Genomic DNA, 17,781 nt, shown 5'->3' on the forward strand with positions numbered 1-17,781 from the left:
AACTACAACACACCAAAATGAGCCAAGTCAGGTTAGACAGTGTAGTCACCGCACGGACATCTCCCCAGTTAGACCCAGCTAGACCGCATTCGGTTCCGAAGCACAGTAGTACCTAGGTAGCCTGTGCCGTCGCTTCAATCCGTTCAAGGCGCTTGCGTAAATCCACGATAACGTCTGTCTTGTTGTGAAAGATGTCGACGACAGAGCCCTCTTCATCAAAAGGCGGCTGGAAGATCTCCTCATAGGCCACGCCACCGTTGTGAACTAGCACATCTACCAGCATCTTGATAAAGCGTATTTGGGCAGCATTGAAAGACGTATTACTGAGAAGGTCTGCAAACTGTTCCCGGACTGCCGCCTCATCAAGGCCCACCAAGCGGCGGATGAAGGCAGGAATGCTGTCCCCGCCCATGCGTTCGCGCAGCATATCAATGCTTTCCGTGGAGCCCGCGCTTCCCCTGCCGGCCTGTGCCACCACCGCCTCCAACGCAGCAACATCCTCTGCGTTTAGCGTGCGTGCACTGCGCAACTTGATCATCGCCAAGTCGTTGGCGTGTTCCTGCAGCACTTCACGCAGCTGTTGTTCCAGCTGGGAGGGGTAGGAACCGGTGCCGGGCAACTGAGACGGCATCTCATCATCGATCGTGAGCTCACCCATCTCATCCTGGATGTCGAGGGTCACGGCATTGCGCTTTCCCTTGGGGACGAACTGAATGAGCGAACGCATGCCGATGCGGATGGTCTCGAGATCCTCCACCGTAACGTTGGTCCACCACTCCGGATCCAGCGCGCGCTCGAGGAAGGACCGCCGCTCGGCCACCATGGGGATGGTGGAGCTTACGGCCATGAGGTCATTGGCCATCCTCTCCACTCGTTGGCGCAGTGCCGCAAACTCGGGGCTGTGATCGAGCAAGCCCACTTGGAGCTTCAGGATCACAAGGTCAAAGCGCTTTGCTGTCTCGGGCTCCTTCATCGTGTTCAGCGGCAGGTGCCCGAGATGGCGGCTCAGCTGCTCAGCTTTCTCCTCATCCACATCGTTCCAAGCGGAGCGCTCGCGGTAGCGCACGAGGATTTCCTTGTCACCGGGCCGGACCATGATGTGGCCTAGCGGCACAGACGCCGCCGAGGCGTGGAGGGAGTCCGCAAGCCCGGCGCGCATCTCTGGGGCCTTAGCGTGCTTGTCCAGCTGCGCGAGCAATCCCACGCGGGCATCAAAGAGTTTCTCTGACAGCGACCGTGGGCGGCCCGTGGCCGAATCACGGGCTTCACCCCTGTAGAACTCGTCCACGTTGCCGCAGAAGTCGAAGATGAGGAAGTGCGTCTTGTCCATCCCCGGGCCGAAGAGGTCCGGGCGCAATCGCGTCCCTCGGCCCACCATCTGCCAGAACTTGGTGGGGGAGTAGACGGGTTTGAAGAAGACAAGGTTGACCACCTCGGGCACGTCGACGCCGGTGTCAAGCATGTCCACCGAAATCGCGATGTTGACGTCCCCCTCTGGGTCTGCGAATTCGTCCAGCGCTGACTGCGCATACTTGGTGTGAGTGGTGATCACAGAGGCACCCGTGCGCGAATACTCCGGGAACGTCGCGTCAAAGACCTGCTTGATGAGTTCCGCGTGACGTTGGGTTCGGGCGAAGATGATAGTCTTTCCCAATTGATCTCCGCCCACGCGAATCCCGTTCTCCACCACGGTTTTCAGCACCTTGCGTATGGTGTCCTTGTTGAACAGGTAACGGTTAATTTCCGCCGAAGAAACCTGACCAGGCGGATCCAAGCGCCCGCCGTCCTCGTCGGTACCCCAATCAGACGTGTCCCACGCCAGCTGCTCCTCGGGGGAAAGCTCGTCATAAGCCATGCCCCGCCGCAGGAAGAGCGAGTCCTGCCGAGCCGTCTTGAAGGGGACAAGGTTTCCGTCTGCCACGGCTTCATCGAGGCTGTACTCGAAGGACGGGGTCTTATCCTCCATCTCAAAGAGTGCATAGGTGTCATGGTCAATCTCGCTCTTCGGCGTCGCCGTCAGCCCCACTACGTAGGCATCGAAGTATTCCAAGATCCGTTTGAAGCGGTTGTACACGGAGCGGTGAGCCTCGTCCACGATGATGAGGTCAAAGTCGAAAGGACCGAACCTTGCCGGCTTGTCACCGTCATCCCCGATGAGATTCATCATCGTGTTGTAGGTGGTGACATACACATCACCCACCTGCTCAGGATTCTTGATGAGGTTCACGGGCGTGGACTCGGCGTACATGCTCACAAAGGCCTTGTGCGCCTGGTTGACCAAGGCAGTGCGGTCTGCCAAGAACAGCACCTTGCCTACCCAGCCGGCCTGACGCAACAGCTTGGCAGTGGCCACGGCCACACGCGTCTTACCAGTTCCTGTTGCCATGACCAGCAATGCTTGGCGACGCCTCCGCGCCTCCAACGTCTCCGTCACCGCACGGATGGCCTCGAGTTGGTACGCACGGGCGCCGCCGCCAGCAATGTCCGTATCAACCGGCGTCTCGCTCAACAGAGCGCGCGTGGTGCGCCGCCCAATCATGCGACGCAATTGCTGCGCGGTGGGGAAGCCCTCCACCTCGCGGGCGGGATAGCCCACACCGGATCCAGGAAGGTTAGCGGCATCATCGATCAGATCAATGTGATAGCCGTTGGTGCACAACATGACCGGCCGCGTTCCGTATTCGCGCTCGATGCAGTCCGCGTACAGCTTCACCTGTTGGGAGCCCACGCTCATGGACTCCATGGACTTCTTCGCTTCGATGACGGCCAGCGGTGTGCGGTCATCATCCCACAAGACATAATCTGCGTAGCCAACGCCGGAGGGATTGGGCATGCCGCGCAGCTCGAGCTCTCGAGTGACTGAATCATCACTAAACCCTGCTACTTCGAGCATCGGGTCAATGAGCTGTCGGCGCGTCTCGGCCTCGCTGATTGCCAAAGGCGCAGCCGACGGTGCTGCCACCCCGGCGCGCTCAGCCGCGGCCGCTTCCTGCTCAGCCAACTGTTCCTCGAGGGCCTCAATCTTGGCGGCAAGCTCCTCTTCCACCTGCCGTGCAGCCGCGCGCTCTGCTTCGGCTTCTTCCTGCGCATCAGCCAGATCCGCCTTCGCCCGAACCTCCGCACTCCGCCGCTTGAGCTCGAACTGGGCGGCCTCACGAAGACGCTTCTCCTCAGCTTCACGTGCGGCTTCCTTGGCCTCATCAAGCAGCAGCCGGTTTTTCTTGAGCTCCTCATCCTGCTGCGCCAGCTTCTTGAGGTAGGCAGCGGTCTGCGCTTGGGAGCGGCCGGCAACGTGGATGCCAGAGGCATCAGCTGCGCTCTGGCCCAGCAGGCTGGTATCAAAAGCCGCCTGCGGGCCCGGCGCGGCCTGCGGGTTGGCCGAGTGGTACCGCACCGCCCAGGCCATGAGGTCATACAAATGCGCTACCACTGCCCGCGCCTTCTGCGGGGTGGCCGGCGCTTGCTTGCCTTCCATGTCATCCGCGTGCGCGGCGTCGTTGCCGCTTTTACGCAAGATGGTCATCTTGCGCAGCATGGTGTCGTTGCCTACACACTTGACGAACTCACGGTCCCTGGTCATGTCCGCCAGACTGAGGTAGCCGGTATCTCCCAGACCCCGGAACGCCCAAATGTGGTTCACTACCCGCTCCAACACCTTGCGCGCATAGAAGCAGGAAATAACCGGGTCCGCATCCACGAACCGCTCTACCTTCAGGCACTCCTCATACGCCGTGGGCCAGACGTAACGCACGAAACCGAAGTTGCTGCTGCGGACTGGTCCGCCTGAAGCGGCTCCGCGGAAATCATGGGGTGGCGTAGGAGCATTCATTCTGGTGTTCCGATTTTATTAGGTAGGGCTTCAACATCACAGGGTGCTGACAACACGGGCCGACATCACGTCTAGCTTAGAGGTTAGTCCCGCCTCATCAATGCCAAAATAACATTCTCACCATACCGGGAAAGCAGCCATTGATCTTCGCTTATCGCACTCGCCACAAATGCCTTCGAGCCTCAGATGTGAACCCCGGGAGGGTCAATCGCTCGAGACTGCCTAAAAGCTCCTCTAGTTGTACGGGTGGATTACGCAAGACATGCGCTTGTCGTGCAAGGCAATCTAGGACCTCATCTGGATCGAGGTCCAATTGGTTGAGCAAGAATTCATCCGGGGTCTGAACATCAATGCCAAATCGCTGGAGCTCATCGTGTGGAAAGTCTTTGACGTTAAACGTCACAATGATATCCGCCCGCCCCTGGATGGCCGCCGCCAGGACATGCGCATCATCAGGATCTGGCAAGGCGACAACGCTCTCAAGCACTTCCCAGTTGGTGACATTGGCGTCATCAAAGAAATCTTGCATCACGGCTATTCGCCTCTCAACGGCCTCCGGAGGAAGTTCCGGATGAATTCTTCTCACCGCAAGGCTCACTTCCTCCAGAATGCGGTCGCTCCATAGTGGGCGATAAAGCCCAGCTTCCGCCAACGATAGGAAGGTGTCTGCTAGCGATACCGGCACCAGCGTGCACGCATCCAGAAGCGCTGAGAATTTAGCCACGCCGCTCCTTCTCTGCCACTTCCTTGCGAGCGTCCTTAAGGATCTGCGCAATGTCAGCTGCGTCTGCGGCATTTACGTCATAGGCCCCTGCAGTTTGGGCCTCAGACGCTAGCTCTCGCAACGCTTTACGACGTTCCGTCCGCTGCTCATCCCGGTACTGCAGTAAGTCAACGAGCCGAACTCGCCTATGCCTGCCTCCTGAGGGACGCTCGAACGCTATCGACCCGTCCTCGAGCTTTTTCACCAGAGTCGGCCTACTGATGCCCAGGAAATCTGCTGCTTCCTGCGTTGTGAGCAGTTGGTCTACAGGCGCAACCGTAATGCCCTTTCCTTGCCGCATCGCGTGGACAACTCCTGCCAACACGCTAAAGGCTTCTTCAGGCAGAGCTACTGCTTGTCCGTCGGGCCCTACCAACGCAGCAGGTCCCTCCAGCTGTTCCAAGAACCTACTCACATCGAGCATGGCCTCTAGGTCTTGCGGCGGGAGGGTCGTGTGAGGGCGATTCCGTACTTCATTCATAAGGCCATCATAGAGCAATTCGAAATATTCGAAAGAGCAAACGCGGCTCCTACCTACTCGAAGTAATCCTCATCCACCTCAACCAGCGCTACAGTCCGCTTGACCTGAACGCCCACGCCATAGCGGATCATCAGTTCCGCCAGCCTGTCTCCATCAATCAGGACAACACGTGATGCCACCGCATCCGCATACTCCTGCGCAGCCGCAGAGAACTTCGCCGTAGTCAGAAACACCCCACGGTCCGCCTGTGCCCCCTGCAACGCACCCACGAATCCCTGAATATCCGGACGACCAATGCTCTTGTCCAGCCCATACCGCTTCGCCTGCACGTAAATACGGGACAGCCCCAGCGCATCCTGGTCAATAATCCCGTCGATACCACCATCGTTGGATAGCTGCGTGCGCGTGGCCTTACCCTGCGTACCGCCATACCCCATGGCCATGAGCAGATCGAGCACCGCCTGTTCAAAAAACGCCGGCTCGTTCTCATGCAGCCTAGTGAGCAGCTCACCAGCCACAAACTCATTGTTGCGAGACACACCGGTTTCCACCTGCTCTACCGGGTCTAGCTCGCTCTCGGCTTCTGGAAAGAAGCTTTGCTTATCAGCGCCTACCTTGTGCACAGCCTTACTTTCCTGATTCGGGCCCCGCCACGTTAACTCCGCTTCCGTGCCTGCGATTTCTACACGCAGCTGCTTCTCCGTCATCCCTTCCGGATAGCGTGCCAACAAGTCACGGTCAAAGTCTGTAATTTGAAAACGCGCCCGCGCCGGCGAAATGATGGCGTTCGCCTTCTTAAGGATTGTCAAGGCCCACCCAATACGGTTTTCAAAACGCGACTGCCCCGACGCAATGGTCTCAAGCCTTTCTTCGTCAGTAATGCCCGCATAAGACGCAGTCATCTCGATGAGCTCTCGACGTCGGAGCTCAGCTCCATTTGCGTTAAGAGCTTCCAACACCGATACCCAAGTAGGCTTCCCATCTTTCGATAGCCATTAGAGCTCCCCTTGGAATGCGCGAGTGGATAGAGCTTGGAAGAGAGTCATCGAAGTCTCTTGCCTTCTGCGAATCTGCTCCTGCATGTCTCTAATTTGTTCCAACACCCGTCGTACTTCGGAACCAAATTCACCACTAGGATCAGGAACCTCAAGTTCATTCAAGTGCCGAAAATCCAGTTTCTTGGTCCCATGAGCAGAAGATGAAACCTTGGAAAGTAGTTCCTTTTCCCTGAGCTTAACCAGATAAAAGAGGACGTCACGATCCTTACTTTGGTTAGGCACAAATGCCTTCAAATCTTGATTGACTGTCACCTCACCAGGAATGCAACTCATTGGGAGGCGGTGTGCAAGAGACATTCCTCTTAGAGAAAAAGCAATGGATGGCTCTCCAATTAGCGATGCCGAAGTCTCGTCGAGCGCGCGATGGGTTATCCGATCTTCAGATTCGTAAACTTCCGCAAACTTCAGGTCCTTGGTTGTAAACCAGGGGACGTCACCTCCCCAGTATTCAGAATTCTTCTTAGAAGGAGTCATTCCGCCTCGAAAGGTACCCAATTCCGAAAGCTTCATTCTTGGAATGCTCTGCGAGCGCAACGACAACCAATTCGAAGTCATCGTGCCCAAGAGCGTTCCTGCACCCGCGTACTTGTCCCTCTGCCCCCTCGCCTCATCCAAAATCGCCGCGATACGGCGCTGCTCTTCGAGGGGAGGGAGGGGGATTAGCGCCTCTGCGAGTCGCTTGGCAGAAAGGTGTTTCACCGTTACGAAGGCCGTCTTTTCCCAGATATCGCGTAAAGGAAACTGCAGCACGTGAAACAAGTAAGCATCTGTGATGTGCTGTTCATCTGCCGAAACTTTACAAACCCGTTGGTTTAGAAGCGCTGGCGCAGAATTCCATCTCGCATAATTGAAGTCGCCATCCATGCCAACCAGGATTTCTCCTGCTTGTATGAGGTACTTCTCATCCCAATCTCCCGAATAATAGGTGCTTGTCGTACCTGAAACCACGTCTCGAATTCGAATGATTGGCATGTCGCCTTCTGCACCAAATTTTTTGGAGGAAAAGGCGAATCCGTTCAAAATTTCACACACATCCCCCAACCGCACCATCGGCCAATCGTGCTTTGCTGTGCTGGCCATGTTATTTACCCTCGCTGAGCATGGCCTTGAGGTTGGCAAGGCCTTGGGTGATGTCGCGGTCGAGGGCTTCGATTTCGGCGATGATGTCCATAGGGTCGCGGGTTTCTTCTACTTCGAGGACTATCTCCTTGTAGTGGTTCATGGAAAGGTCGTAGTCGGCTTGGGCGATTTCGTCTTTCGGCACCGTGAAGGAGTAGTCGGTACGGGCACGCTCACGCTCATCGGTGGTGCGGGAGTGCCAGCGGGCAACCACGTCCGGAAGGTTGTTGAGCTTCAGCTGCTCGTCGGTGAGAGTGACGGGTGTAGGGTCGTCGGCAAGCGCGGGATCGCTAAGGTCCTGGATGTGGGAGGTAGGGGAGGGGCCGAGCAAGGGGCGCTCGAGAAGCGGAGTGCGCTTGTCATCCAGGGAGTAACCATCCGCGGTGACGTCATAGAACCACACCTCATCGGTACCGCCGGAATCCGTGCGGGTAAAGCACAGGACAGCGGTGGAGACGCCCGAGTAAGGCTTGAACACGCCGGAGGGAAGTTTGATGACGGCGTCCAGGCGCTGATCCTCAACCAAGGTTTTGCGAAGTGCCTTGTGCGCCTTGGTGGAGCCGAAGAGGACGCCTTCAGGAACAATCACCGCGGCGCGGCCGCCCGGCTTGAGTAGTTGCAGGAAGCGGTGGACAAAGAGGATCTCCGTCTTCTTGGCCGTCGTCACCGACTTGAGCTTGGGATCGATGGAGTCCTTGTCCAAACTGCCCGCGAAAGGCGGGTTGGCCAGGACGAGGTCGAAGTCCCCAAACGTTGTCGGCAGCTGCTGCAGGGAGTCGTGATAAAAAATGTTGGGCTCTTCAAAGCCGTGCATGAACATGTTCATCGCGGCAATGCGCACCATGGTCTTATCAAAGTCGAAGCCCGTCAGGCCCTCTGTGATGAACGTTGTGCGCGTGTCCTTGTTGTAGAGGTCCTCACGGTGATGATGGGCAATCCAATCATTGGCGGCCACCAGGAAGCCTGCGGTGCCGCAGGCCGGGTCGATGATGCGCTGCTGTGGCGTGGGCTCCATGAGCGCGACGAGGAGCTCAATAATGTGGCTGGGCGTGCGGAACTGGCCGTTCGTACCCGAGGTGGACAGCTTGTCCAGCATGTACTCGTACAAGTCGCCCTTCATGTCCTTGTTGGAAAAGCGCAGCTGGTCAATGAGCTCCATCACGCGCGAGAGCGTGGCCTCAGATTCAATCTCAAAGGAGGCGTTGGCCATGTGTTCCTGGAAGCCCGTCCCACCCATCTCTTTGATGAAGGGGAAGACCTTGGTGATGATGGTGGCCTTGCGGCGGGCGATGTCACGGTCCTCAATGAGGTTGCGCCACCGCAGATCCTGTTGACTGGCGTCAAAGATATCTTCCGTCGCGGTGGGATCTCCTAGCACTCGGCGCTTATCAATCTGGACCTGGCGCTCGTCGAGGTCCTTGATAAAGAGCAGGTAGGTGAACTGCTCGATGACGGAAACAGGGTTGGAAATGCCGCCGGACCAGAAGGTGTCCCAGATGCGGTCGACGTTGTTTTTGAGGGCGCCGGTAATCATGTACTTCAGGGTAGCTGTTGCAGCCATTGAGGCAGCTATATGGGAAGGCTCAGCCCGCGTGCCGCAAAAAGATGATCCTTCCCTCATCCCTTTGATTGATACCCCGGTGGGGTATAGGCTTGGGTCAACACAATCGGACCCATTCGGAAGACTTATGAAACGCCTCATTTCTCTTGCTGCCGCCTGCGCCGCAGCCATCACCCTGTCCTCTTGCTCTACTGACAGCCCCGAACCGAGTGAAGCCTCGAAGGGCGACACTGCCGCCACTGACATCCAGCAGGTACCCGCCGAGGACATCCTCGCCGAGTTCGACCTCGAAGGATTGGACGGCCCGGGGATCGTCGACAAGCTGGACCGCATGCCCAAGGAGGAGCGCCCTAGCGATCTGCACGCCTCCGTGCTGCCGCACGAGCTAGTCCTCACCGCCGAGCAGGGCCAAGCATCCCTGCCCTTGCCGGAGGACAAGTTCTACGTCTCCATCGCGCCGTACATGACCCAGACCCATGACTGCTTCAACCACTCCCTGACCACCTGCACTGGTGAGCTCAGCAAGGAAGACATCCATGTCACCATCACGGATGACGAAGGAAATGAGCTGGTCAACGAGGACACTACGACCTTTGACAACGGCTTCATTGGATACTGGCTGCCCGCCGACAAAAAGGGCACCATCACCATCAAGCAGGACGGCAAGACAGGTGAGGTCCCTCTGGACACCACCGAGGAGGGCGCAACCTGCATCACCACCCTGCAGATGGCCTAATCCGCTCATTCATTCACCACGGTGAATCCCACGTCCTGGGGTTCACCGTTTGTCGTTTTATGGTGTCCACGCAGTGCTTGCTGACGTCCCAGAAATAGCGCTTTCACACCCACGCTTAAGTTCCCCTGACGTTTACCTGTCCGTAGCCTTCCCGACATCCACACTGACTACGGTTCCACAGTGGATTCCGGCCATGCGAACAATGGCCCCAGTCCGTCTCTTTTCTTGCACGCTCTTTTCACTTTAGAAAGCTCACTAATGCGTATTTCTTCTCGCGCGCTGCGCACCTGCGCGGCTGTGACCGTCGCTTCCCTTGCCACCGCTGGTGTCGTCGCTCCCGCGCAGGCCGCGACCTCGGGCCCGAAGAATGTCATCTACATGATTGGTGATGGCATGGGCTACAACCACATCGCCTCCACCAACCTCTACGAGTCCGGACAGTCCAAGTACCTGGTTGAGGGCGCTTTCGACGGCGAGGTCAAAGAGCTCGACGGTGAGTCCGTTCAGTCCTTCGAGGACTTCGAGCGCCTCTCCATGACCACCTTCCCGGACGGTGGCTCCTACGACCCGGAGAAGGCATGGACCGACCACGATTACGTCAAGAAGGACAAGGTCACCGACTCCGCTGCAGCTGGCACCGCCATGGCCACCGGCCAGAAGGTGGACAACGGTGTGCTGGGTAAGTCCCCGTACGGCCACTCCCTGAAGAACATCTCCGAGCAGGCAATCTCTCACGGCAAGTCCGCTGGTGTTGTCAGCTCCGTTCCGTTCAGCCACGCCACCCCGGCTGCGTTCGCGGCACACAACAAGAACCGCAACAACTACACCGAGATCGCTGAAGAGATGGTCGGCTCCGGCCTCTCCGTCATCATGGGCGCTGGCCACCCAGAGTTCGATGACAACGCCCAGAAAGTAGGGGAGCCGAAGTACAAGTACATCTCTGAGGAGTCCTTCAACTCCCTGCGCGATGGTTCCGCGGGCTGGGAGTTCGCCGAGAACACCGCTGACTTTGAGAAGTGGGCCGAGGGCAACGTTGAGGCCGACAAGAAGTACTTCGGCCTCGCGCCGGTGGCCTCCACCCTGCAGCAGGGCCGCGACGGCAACCCGGATGCCGCTGAGCCGGGGACCGACCCTCTCAACGATGTCGTTAATCTTCCGACCATGACCAAGGGCGCCCTCAACGCCCTGGGCCAAAACGAGAAGGGCTTCTCCGTCATGATTGAGGGCGGCGCTATCGACTGGTCCGGCCACTCCAACCAGACCGGCCGCGACATCGAGGAAACCCAGGACTTCAACAAGGCTGTCGACGCGGCCATCGCCTGGGTGGAGGAGAACTCCAGCTGGGATGAAACCCTGCTCATTGTCACCGCTGACCACGAGACCGGCTACCTCTCCGGCAAGGAGGAGACTGAGTCCTGGAACCCGCAGACCGGTGAGAAGGGCAAGGCCCCGGAGCACCAGTGGTACTCCGGCGAGCACACCAACCAGGTTGTCCCGTTCTTCTTCAAGGGCGCTGGCTCCGAAGACATCATGGCCAAGGCCACCGGCACCGACCCGGTGCGTGGCAAGTACATCGACAACACCGACGTTGCCAACCTGATCATCCAGGACTGGTGGTTCGCTGACGACTCCGCTCCTGAGGATGAGGACCAGGATGACACCAGCAGCAAGGTCGGTTCCTCCATTGGCGCCGGCTTCCTGGGCGCTGGCATCGCTGCCGCCATCCTCGGCGCTATCGCTACCTACCTGCAGTCCATCGGCATCGTGAAGGTTGACTTCGCCGCCCTGCAGAGGATGTTCCGCTAAGCACTCAGCGCTTCACACTGGAGGATGCGCTGAGCATTCAGCCCCAAGCAGGCCCTTCGCTTTTAAAGCGGAGGGCCTTTTGCCGTTCACGCACTTCGAGTCTTCTCCGCTTACTGGGAGGACTCCACTAGGCAGTCGTACAGAAAATCCATCAGCGTTGTGGCGTCGTCAGCACAGAAGAGCTCATCGAGGGCAAGGTTGAACTCCAGCCGCCTAGCGTGGGGGATATTCAATGCGCTGTATCCATGGCTTAACAAGAGACCGGACGCTACAAGCCGTGCGGTTCGCTTATTTCCATCGAAGTAAAACTGGCTACGCGTGGCAGAGCAGAAATAGGCCAACGCTTGCTCGACTGGGTTTTCAAGCCCTTGGAGGGAAACCAACAAATCAGCATGGGCTTCACCTAGCTCTTCAGCCGGATCGAAGGGGATGAAACCGCCATCCATCAGCCGTACACCACCGCCGTCTCCCTCCACGTGTCCTTCACCACGGAAAAGACCAGCGTCCAGGGCCTCGTTCCTTGCTAGCACGGCATGGAGTGCGTTACTGGTGGCATTATCCACCGCACATTCTTCTTTGAGGACCAGCTCATGGAGCAGGTTGAAAGCCTCCGACAAGTCCAAGATTTGCTGCTGCTCAGCAAGTGCCTTTCCGCCCACCGTGATGCCATCTAGCAGGGTTCGGACTTCCGGGAGAGTGAAAGTGTTTCCTTCCAGCGCGGCAGCGTTCCACACCAAGTCAGGAAGTTGCTTGGTGAGTCGGAATAACGCGCGCTCGGTTCCCAACTCCGAAACGTGCGGCCGCTCGTGGTGCTCCCAGCTCACTCGGCTCGTCGCTCTTCTCATCACCTATGCCCCTCCGATGTAGTTTTCTGCGCACACATCAATGGCAAGCTGATGCGGTGATACGTAGTGTATTCCTGCTTCATTCGTTGCGCCGGTGAGCTCTTCACCAGCGACAGGCACGAGGGTGATTCCTCCGGATACGGGCTCAGCACTGGCACGAATCCGCGTGGGTAATGAAGGCACGATCTCTGCCGGATTTGTGCACCAAATCAATGTTGATCGAGGTTCTACTTCACCAGCGATCTGCCCCGAGACTTGTTGAGCTGCAAAGGCACCCGACATCGCCCATGGTTGCCCGCTCGCATCAACCGCTGAGGCAAGCGTTATGGGATTCGCTGGTAAAAAATGGAGAGCACCCTGGCGGCCGTAGGGGTTGGAGGCCCACGCGGCCCGTTCCATGAGAGCCCGGTAGCTACCGCCGCCGGCTGGAGCGTCACCCCACTGCACAAAGCGGTCAATCCAGGCTTTAACGTCTGGCTCCTCACTTGCGAGTTCCCCAAGAAGCACTCGGGCGGCTGTCGCGGCGGCGGCATCGCTCATGCGATGCACCGATACGGAAACCTCATACCCAAGCACGCGCATTACCTTCTCCAAGCCAGCCAAACTCGGTTGAGCTGTCTCACGCAACCACAGGTTGAGCGTATTTCGTGAGACCCCCGAACGCCGAGCCACTTCGCTCAGGCTCAGCGGGCTTTTCTTGAGGAGTTGTACTGGGTCCATAGCCCTACTATAGCCAGCTGTCCTATCCATAGGACACCTGTCCTATGGATAGGACAGTCAGGCCGCCTACCAGCGACATGGCAACACCACCCCGCCGTGTCCTATGATGAAGCAAATGAGCGCGGAGATTTATTCACTTCCCACAACGCCGTTGGTCACCACTGACCTCACCGAACAGGGTCCCCGGATTTCACTGCGCCGGGGGAGCAACATTCTCATGCTGGAGCTGCCGGCTACCTATCCTGAGGCAGATCTGTCTGATCCTCGGTGGGTGGTCAAGTCTCACTTCATCGACCGCCCGCACTCGGTGCGCGAATTAGCCACCGAAGAACCGCTGGAAGTCGGCATCCCTGGGCCTTTTACCCGCATCGAGGTAACCCTGCGCGATGGCGATGAGGACCTCATCGAGACCGTCACCTTCACCGGCATCACCGATGAGGCGCCGTTCATCGTCTATGACCGCACCACGCTCATCGCGCCGCAGGGCACGCTGGAGGCCGCTGAGCCCCTCGGCATCTGGGCCGGCTGGGAAGTGGGCCCGCTGCCGGATCAGGTCAGGGTGCCGCAGAGGGAACCGGTGGACGTCGCCAAGCACGGCGATTTTGAGTGGGACTTTGACGTCGCCATCCTGCCCAACGCCCGGGGCCTCGACAACGAGCCGGTGTTCACCAAGTCGCCGCGCGTGCACCTCATTGCGGAAGGGGAGTGGCGCATCGATCTCACTTACGCGCCTCTCGGCGGCGAGCAGGAGGAGATTTCGGAGCAGACCTTCGACGCAGGCATCGCCGAGCCTTTCCCGGGTGACCTCTACGAAGACCCGTGGGTGGGCCGCTACAAGGTGTCGCTGTGGCACGACGATGAGCTTGTCGACGTCCGCTTCATCTCCCTCGCCGAGGGCCTCCACATGCGTGAGACCAACGACGGCCCGCGCGGCATGGATTTCCGCATCATCGATGCCCTCGGTGCGCACTCAGCCTTCAGCTACACGTTGGCCTCCCCGCCAAAGAAGCCCATCGCACTGGAAAAAGGCCTGCGCACCTTCGAGGACACCGAGGTCTCGCGCCGCGAGGTCGTGGCCAGTGAGGCCGGCTATGAGCTGGAATTCGATGTCTGGCCCGAGGCTTTGTTCAGTCGCGTCAAGCGCATCGGCCTAGAGCCCACCGAGCACTCCGATAAGCCAGTAATTTTCGCTGGTCAGCTCGATCAGGACGATATGTTTACCGTCCACTCGCCGCGCCCGTTGCCGCTGGCGAAGTTCGTCACCATCGACGGTCGGCAGAAGATCAAGGAGCTGGCGCGCACCTCGAGGACCACGCAGGCGGTCACCAGCCTCGCCGTCCCCAACGCCGCGCTGGCCAACGCCGTGCGCAAACAGCCAACGGCAGAGCTCTTCCTCATGTGGTCCACACTGTCCTACGAAGATTACCTGGACTCCCTCCCGGCGGGGGAGCGCGAGGCTCACCAGGCCCGCAGCTTGGAGCGGCGCATCGTCGAGTACGAAGCTTCCGCATCCACCAGCCTGATCTATGCAGCGCTGGCCACCGTCCGAAAGTCCCCATTCGTCAGCCGCGGCCTGCTTAATGGCGATGAAATCATCATTGAACAGAACGCAGAACCGCAGGCAGATTTAGTGGGCTGGGCCTGGCCATTGGCCGAGCCCACCGTAGCGCCCACCCAACTCACGCCCACCGAAGAGGGGTTTGAGCTGCCCGCCGACCTTGCTGAGCAGGGCTCGCTGCTTGTCGACGTCCGCGAGCTCCGCGCCTCCTCCAACCTCGCCGCCCCTGCACGCCCCTCCAGCGCCTCCATTGTGATCACGCCAGAAGGCTCACCGGCGGCACTCGCATCGAAGGACTGGACCCCGGAGCAGCTCTGGGACACCTTCCGCGCGCTCCACGTGCTCTCCCAGCGCAGCCCCAACCCCAAACTGCAAGCGATGTTCGACAGCACCATCGACCGCCTGCGCGCCCAACCGGAGGCCGCGCTCCACGCTCTAGCGCGCACCGGCGTCAGCGTGAACCAACAAGCCCGCTCGCTTGCGCGCACGCGCTTGTTCCACTCCCCGCTGGAGGCCGCTGCCGAGTCCGGCGTCGATAGCTACCTGGATCTCCTCCTCGATCCTTCAGCCAGCGAGAACCCCGAGCTCACCGCCGTGCGCGAGTCCGGCGCAGATGGTCTGACCCGCCCGATGCTGCTCAATGCCGCGACCATTCACAGCCCCACACCGCCCGTCGACGATCTGATGGGGGAGGCCGGCCGCGTCGCCGCGCTGCGTGAGTGCTTTGCCAACAACGGCGCCCTCGATGCGCTGGGCACCATCGAGCACCTGCGCAAGGACGCCACGGCACTGGCCTCGCTGGTGCAAAACGCGGGCGTTGACATGTCCGTTAGCCACACCCTCATCGCGTTGGGCACCTTTGCCAGCGGAAACACGGCTGATGAGCTCAACGCCGCGGCCTGGATGCCCTATATCTCCTATGCCTTCGCACTGGCGTCTCGCGCCGCGGCGAACGACATCATCATGGAAAGCCCGCTGCTCAAGGAAGACATGCCCATGCTTGCCGACGTCCTCCCGCTTGCCCCCCGCCTCTTCTTCTACGACCTCGTGACGGCCGAAGCTCTCTTCCGCGATCGCGACGTGTAAGCGCGTGAGGTGTGCCACAATGGGTGAGCATGAAGGTTATCTCCACGAACGTCGCTGTCCGCCGCCCCGAGCCGCATGGGCGACACGAGTACACGGGCATCGATAAGCAGCCATGCCCCTTCCTGGACCTGGAGATACCTGGGCCCAACTACGGTGACGGCTCCGGCGTGGTGGGGGATTCCATCGGTGACCACGCCCACCACGGCGGTGCCGAGAAGGCCGTCTACGCTTATGCCCGCGAGGAGCTCGACTACTGGGAGGGCACGCTCAACCGCGTGCTGCGTGACGGCTACTTCGGGGAGAACCTCACCACAGAAGGGATTTCCTGGCCGAATATGCTGATCAACCAGCGCATTCAGGTGGGGGAGTGCGTGCTCGAGGTCTCCATTCCGCGCACGCCCTGCGCCACCTTCTCCGGCTGGATGGACGAGCCCGGCTGGCTCAAGTCCTTCACTGAGCGTGGCGATTGCGGTTCCTACCTGCGCATCATCGAGCCTGGCCGCATCACTTCTGGCGATGAGATTACGCTCATCGGCCGCCCCGACCACGACATCACCATGGGCATGGCCTTCGCGGCCAAGATGGGGGACAAGGAGCTAGCCCGGCGCGTCGTGGACGCCGGCTGCCTTGCCCCAGTCCACCACGACCAGCTGGTTAAGCGCCTGCAGCCCCGCGGTTAGCTAGCCATTCATAGGTTGTCGCTTGTGAACCGCGCGTGCCATCCATACGCACGAATCGTGCCTTCACCAGTGACTTCAGCGCATATCGGACCTGCGCTCGAGTAAGGTTTGTGGCTGTTTCTATTTCGCCGATAGACAGCGGTTGTGCCGCCGTACGCAGCGCCTCCGCTACGCGCGGGGCGTTAACACCCAGGCGTTCCAAGGTCACTGGTGCATCCACTCGTCGTTCCGGGCCGGTGCCTGATTCCTCCTTGCGTAGTGGCTCCCAGATACGGGCCTCTCCACGAGAGTCCGGCCGCCACATCTTCACCGTAAATTGCACGCCAGAATCTATCAGGTCAGGCTCCGGTAGTCCTTGCTCTCGCGCGGCATCCAGCATGAGCTGCACGCCGCCGCCTTCGCCCTCAATAACAAAAGAGCCATCGTCTGCTTTGAGATATCGGCACAGTCTATAGAGCCGCTGGTTAATCTCCTGGCGCGCCAGATCTCTCGACTTGAGCTGTTCAACCGTCAGATCCCGTAGGCCTCCTGGACTGGAGATAACCATCTTGTCCGGTAGTAGGCGGACATCAATCGATTTACCCGCACCCAACGTATTTGGCCCAAGATCACGGTGCACCAATGCATTAGCCACGGCCTCTCGAATGGCCGGAAGGGGAAGTTCAGGAACTTCCACCATTGATCCGTCCTCTCGATATCGCCGTACGGCGGCTAAACGTTGCCTTACCCATCCCATTACCGAGTTCAACAGCACCGGAACGGGCCCCTCAAAGGTCTCCAACCCCAACACTCGCCCGTGCTTCGAACCATTTGGTAGCCTTTGCGCCACCGTTACTGCTAAGGAGGGAAAATGTCCTTGGGGATAGAAACCCAGCGCATACAGGCCAGCAAGGGTCAGCTCTCCAGTCGCGGTCGTCACCGCTAGCGCCCGTAAGACGTCCTCATCTTGAGTAAGTCCCGATAGTCGCCGATTCTTTTTCCGCGCCTGAACCAAGAAATCTTGCACCACGTCGCTATCTAGGTCTGCAAGGCTCGTGCCTTCCACAATCGTCGTGTCATAGGACACTGCCTCTTCGGCATGCAGCTTTGCCACGTCCATCATGCGCAGCTCCGAGGCACTCATACGGTAGTCCCCATCAGCCATTCGAAGATACGCTTCTCCCCTGTAGATAGCAGGCTTATCAATAATCGGAAGACCCGTAACCTCCGCAATCACGACATGCGTGCCATCTATTGCCACACTGTCGGTATGCACTGTGACTGGAGGGGTGATGGCATGACGCGCCTGCGAGGCCAGAGCAGCCTCCATCTCCGAAGGATTCTCAATGCCAGTGACAATGAATCCTTCCTTCTCATTGACACCAAGAATGATAAGGCCGCCACTCGGCATGTTTGCGAACGCGCACAATGTCTGCGGTAGAGAGTCCGGAATGCCCCCTTGAGCGGTTTTGACCTCGACTGTTGTTGAATCACCGCCGCGCAACTCAAGCTCAGCCAATAGCTCTCTCAGCTGATTCTCGGACCAATTGTTCACGATGA

General features: G+C 59.1%; 13 protein-coding genes. 4 read left to right on the forward strand and 9 right to left on the reverse strand.

Going from position 1 to position 17,781, the window contains the following annotated elements; translation table 11 throughout:
* Positions 1–112 precede the first annotated feature (112 nt).
* The 6 genes from HMPREF3148_RS02390 to HMPREF3148_RS02415 all read right to left on the reverse strand — a co-directional run bounded on the left by HMPREF3148_RS02390 (position 113) and on the right by HMPREF3148_RS02415 (position 8,811).
* The gene (locus tag HMPREF3148_RS02390; RefSeq protein ID WP_246818794.1) at positions 113–3,829 is read right to left on the reverse strand and encodes a type I restriction endonuclease subunit R; all 3,717 of its coding nucleotides are present in this window, start codon (positions 3,827–3,829) and stop codon (positions 113–115) included.
* 151 nt (positions 3,830–3,980) lie between these two features.
* On the reverse strand, positions 3,981–4,553 hold the full coding sequence (locus HMPREF3148_RS02395; RefSeq protein WP_049063680.1) for a PIN domain-containing protein: 573 nt from the start codon (positions 4,551–4,553) through the stop codon (positions 3,981–3,983).
* Positions 4,546–5,073, reverse strand: coding sequence for an excisionase family DNA-binding protein (locus HMPREF3148_RS02400; RefSeq protein WP_046646503.1), 528 nt, complete (start codon positions 5,071–5,073; stop codon positions 4,546–4,548). The genes HMPREF3148_RS02395 and HMPREF3148_RS02400 overlap by 8 nt, the downstream gene beginning before the upstream one ends.
* 53 nt (positions 5,074–5,126) lie before the next feature.
* Positions 5,127–6,032 (reverse strand): restriction endonuclease, encoded by a 906-nt coding sequence (locus HMPREF3148_RS02405; RefSeq protein WP_070508624.1) that lies wholly within the window; start codon positions 6,030–6,032, stop codon positions 5,127–5,129.
* Between the two features lie 36 nt (positions 6,033–6,068).
* Positions 6,069–7,211, reverse strand: coding sequence for a restriction endonuclease subunit S (locus HMPREF3148_RS02410; protein ID WP_070508625.1), 1,143 nt, complete (start codon positions 7,209–7,211; stop codon positions 6,069–6,071).
* 1 nt (position 7,212) lies between these two features.
* Positions 7,213–8,811 carry a type I restriction-modification system subunit M gene (locus HMPREF3148_RS02415; RefSeq protein ID WP_242619953.1) on the reverse strand — a complete coding sequence of 533 codons (1,599 nt, stop codon included), beginning with the start codon at positions 8,809–8,811 and terminating at the stop codon, positions 7,213–7,215.
* A 127-nt stretch (positions 8,812–8,938) separates the two neighbouring features.
* On the opposite strand from HMPREF3148_RS02415, the gene HMPREF3148_RS02420 reads away from it, so the two are divergent.
* Both HMPREF3148_RS02420 and HMPREF3148_RS02425 read left to right on the forward strand, forming a co-directional pair.
* Positions 8,939–9,547: a CueP family metal-binding protein gene (locus tag HMPREF3148_RS02420; RefSeq protein WP_070508626.1), complete on the forward strand. Its 609-nt coding sequence runs from the start codon at positions 8,939–8,941 to the stop codon at positions 9,545–9,547.
* Between the two features lie 258 nt (positions 9,548–9,805).
* On the forward strand, positions 9,806–11,353 hold the full coding sequence (locus tag HMPREF3148_RS02425; RefSeq protein ID WP_083287685.1) for an alkaline phosphatase: 1,548 nt from the start codon (positions 9,806–9,808) through the stop codon (positions 11,351–11,353).
* A 110-nt stretch (positions 11,354–11,463) separates the two neighbouring features.
* Here the strand turns inward: HMPREF3148_RS02425 and HMPREF3148_RS02430 are convergent, their stop codons facing one another.
* Together HMPREF3148_RS02430 and HMPREF3148_RS02435 are read right to left on the reverse strand one after the other, a co-directional pair.
* The gene (locus HMPREF3148_RS02430; protein WP_246818796.1) at positions 11,464–12,177 is read right to left on the reverse strand and encodes a Fic family protein; all 714 of its coding nucleotides are present in this window, start codon (positions 12,175–12,177) and stop codon (positions 11,464–11,466) included.
* Positions 12,178–12,201: 24 nt separating this feature from the next.
* Positions 12,202–12,918 (reverse strand): helix-turn-helix domain-containing protein, encoded by a 717-nt coding sequence (locus HMPREF3148_RS02435; protein ID WP_157800441.1) that lies wholly within the window; start codon positions 12,916–12,918, stop codon positions 12,202–12,204.
* A gap of 115 nt (positions 12,919–13,033) precedes the next feature.
* Here HMPREF3148_RS02435 and HMPREF3148_RS02440 point away from each other — a divergent pair, with 115 nt between their 5' ends.
* Together HMPREF3148_RS02440 and HMPREF3148_RS02445 are read left to right on the forward strand one after the other, a co-directional pair.
* Positions 13,034–15,562, forward strand: coding sequence for a hypothetical protein (locus HMPREF3148_RS02440; protein WP_246818797.1), 2,529 nt, complete (start codon positions 13,034–13,036; stop codon positions 15,560–15,562).
* 29 nt (positions 15,563–15,591) lie between these two features.
* Entirely contained in the window at positions 15,592–16,242 is a 651-nt protein-coding gene (locus tag HMPREF3148_RS02445) for an MOSC domain-containing protein (RefSeq protein WP_070508629.1), read from the forward strand.
* On the opposite strand, the gene HMPREF3148_RS02450 is transcribed toward HMPREF3148_RS02445, so the two are convergent.
* Positions 16,217–17,776 carry an ATP-binding protein gene (locus HMPREF3148_RS02450; RefSeq protein ID WP_049146172.1) on the reverse strand — a complete coding sequence of 520 codons (1,560 nt, stop codon included), beginning with the start codon at positions 17,774–17,776 and terminating at the stop codon, positions 16,217–16,219. The two genes, HMPREF3148_RS02445 and HMPREF3148_RS02450, sit on opposite strands and share 26 nt — an antisense overlap.
* Positions 17,777–17,781 lie beyond the last annotated feature (5 nt).

This window comes from Corynebacterium sp. HMSC05D08, assembly GCF_001807215.1.
Classification (GTDB): domain Bacteria; phylum Actinomycetota; class Actinomycetes; order Mycobacteriales; family Mycobacteriaceae; genus Corynebacterium; species Corynebacterium striatum.

Bases quoted from the DNA above. Each gene is read 5' to 3' on its own strand.
- HMPREF3148_RS02390 (WP_246818794.1), bottom strand. From the start codon at position 3,829: ATGAATGCTCCTACGCCACCCCATGATTTCCGCGGAGCCGCTTCAGGC.
- HMPREF3148_RS02400 (WP_046646503.1), bottom strand. From the start codon at position 5,073: ATGAATGAAGTACGGAATCGCCCTCACACGACCCTCCCGCCGCAAGAC.
- HMPREF3148_RS02410 (WP_070508625.1), bottom strand. From the start codon at position 7,211: ATGGCCAGCACAGCAAAGCACGATTGGCCGATGGTGCGGTTGGGGGAT.
- HMPREF3148_RS02415 (WP_242619953.1), bottom strand. From the start codon at position 8,811: ATGGCTGCAACAGCTACCCTGAAGTACATGATTACCGGCGCCCTCAAA.
- HMPREF3148_RS02420 (WP_070508626.1), top strand. From the start codon at position 8,939: ATGAAACGCCTCATTTCTCTTGCTGCCGCCTGCGCCGCAGCCATCACC.
- HMPREF3148_RS02425 (WP_083287685.1), top strand. From the start codon at position 9,806: ATGCGTATTTCTTCTCGCGCGCTGCGCACCTGCGCGGCTGTGACCGTC.
- HMPREF3148_RS02435 (WP_157800441.1), bottom strand. From the start codon at position 12,918: ATGGACCCAGTACAACTCCTCAAGAAAAGCCCGCTGAGCCTGAGCGAA.
- HMPREF3148_RS02440 (WP_246818797.1), top strand. From the start codon at position 13,034: ATGAGCGCGGAGATTTATTCACTTCCCACAACGCCGTTGGTCACCACT.
- HMPREF3148_RS02445 (WP_070508629.1), top strand. From the start codon at position 15,592: ATGAAGGTTATCTCCACGAACGTCGCTGTCCGCCGCCCCGAGCCGCAT.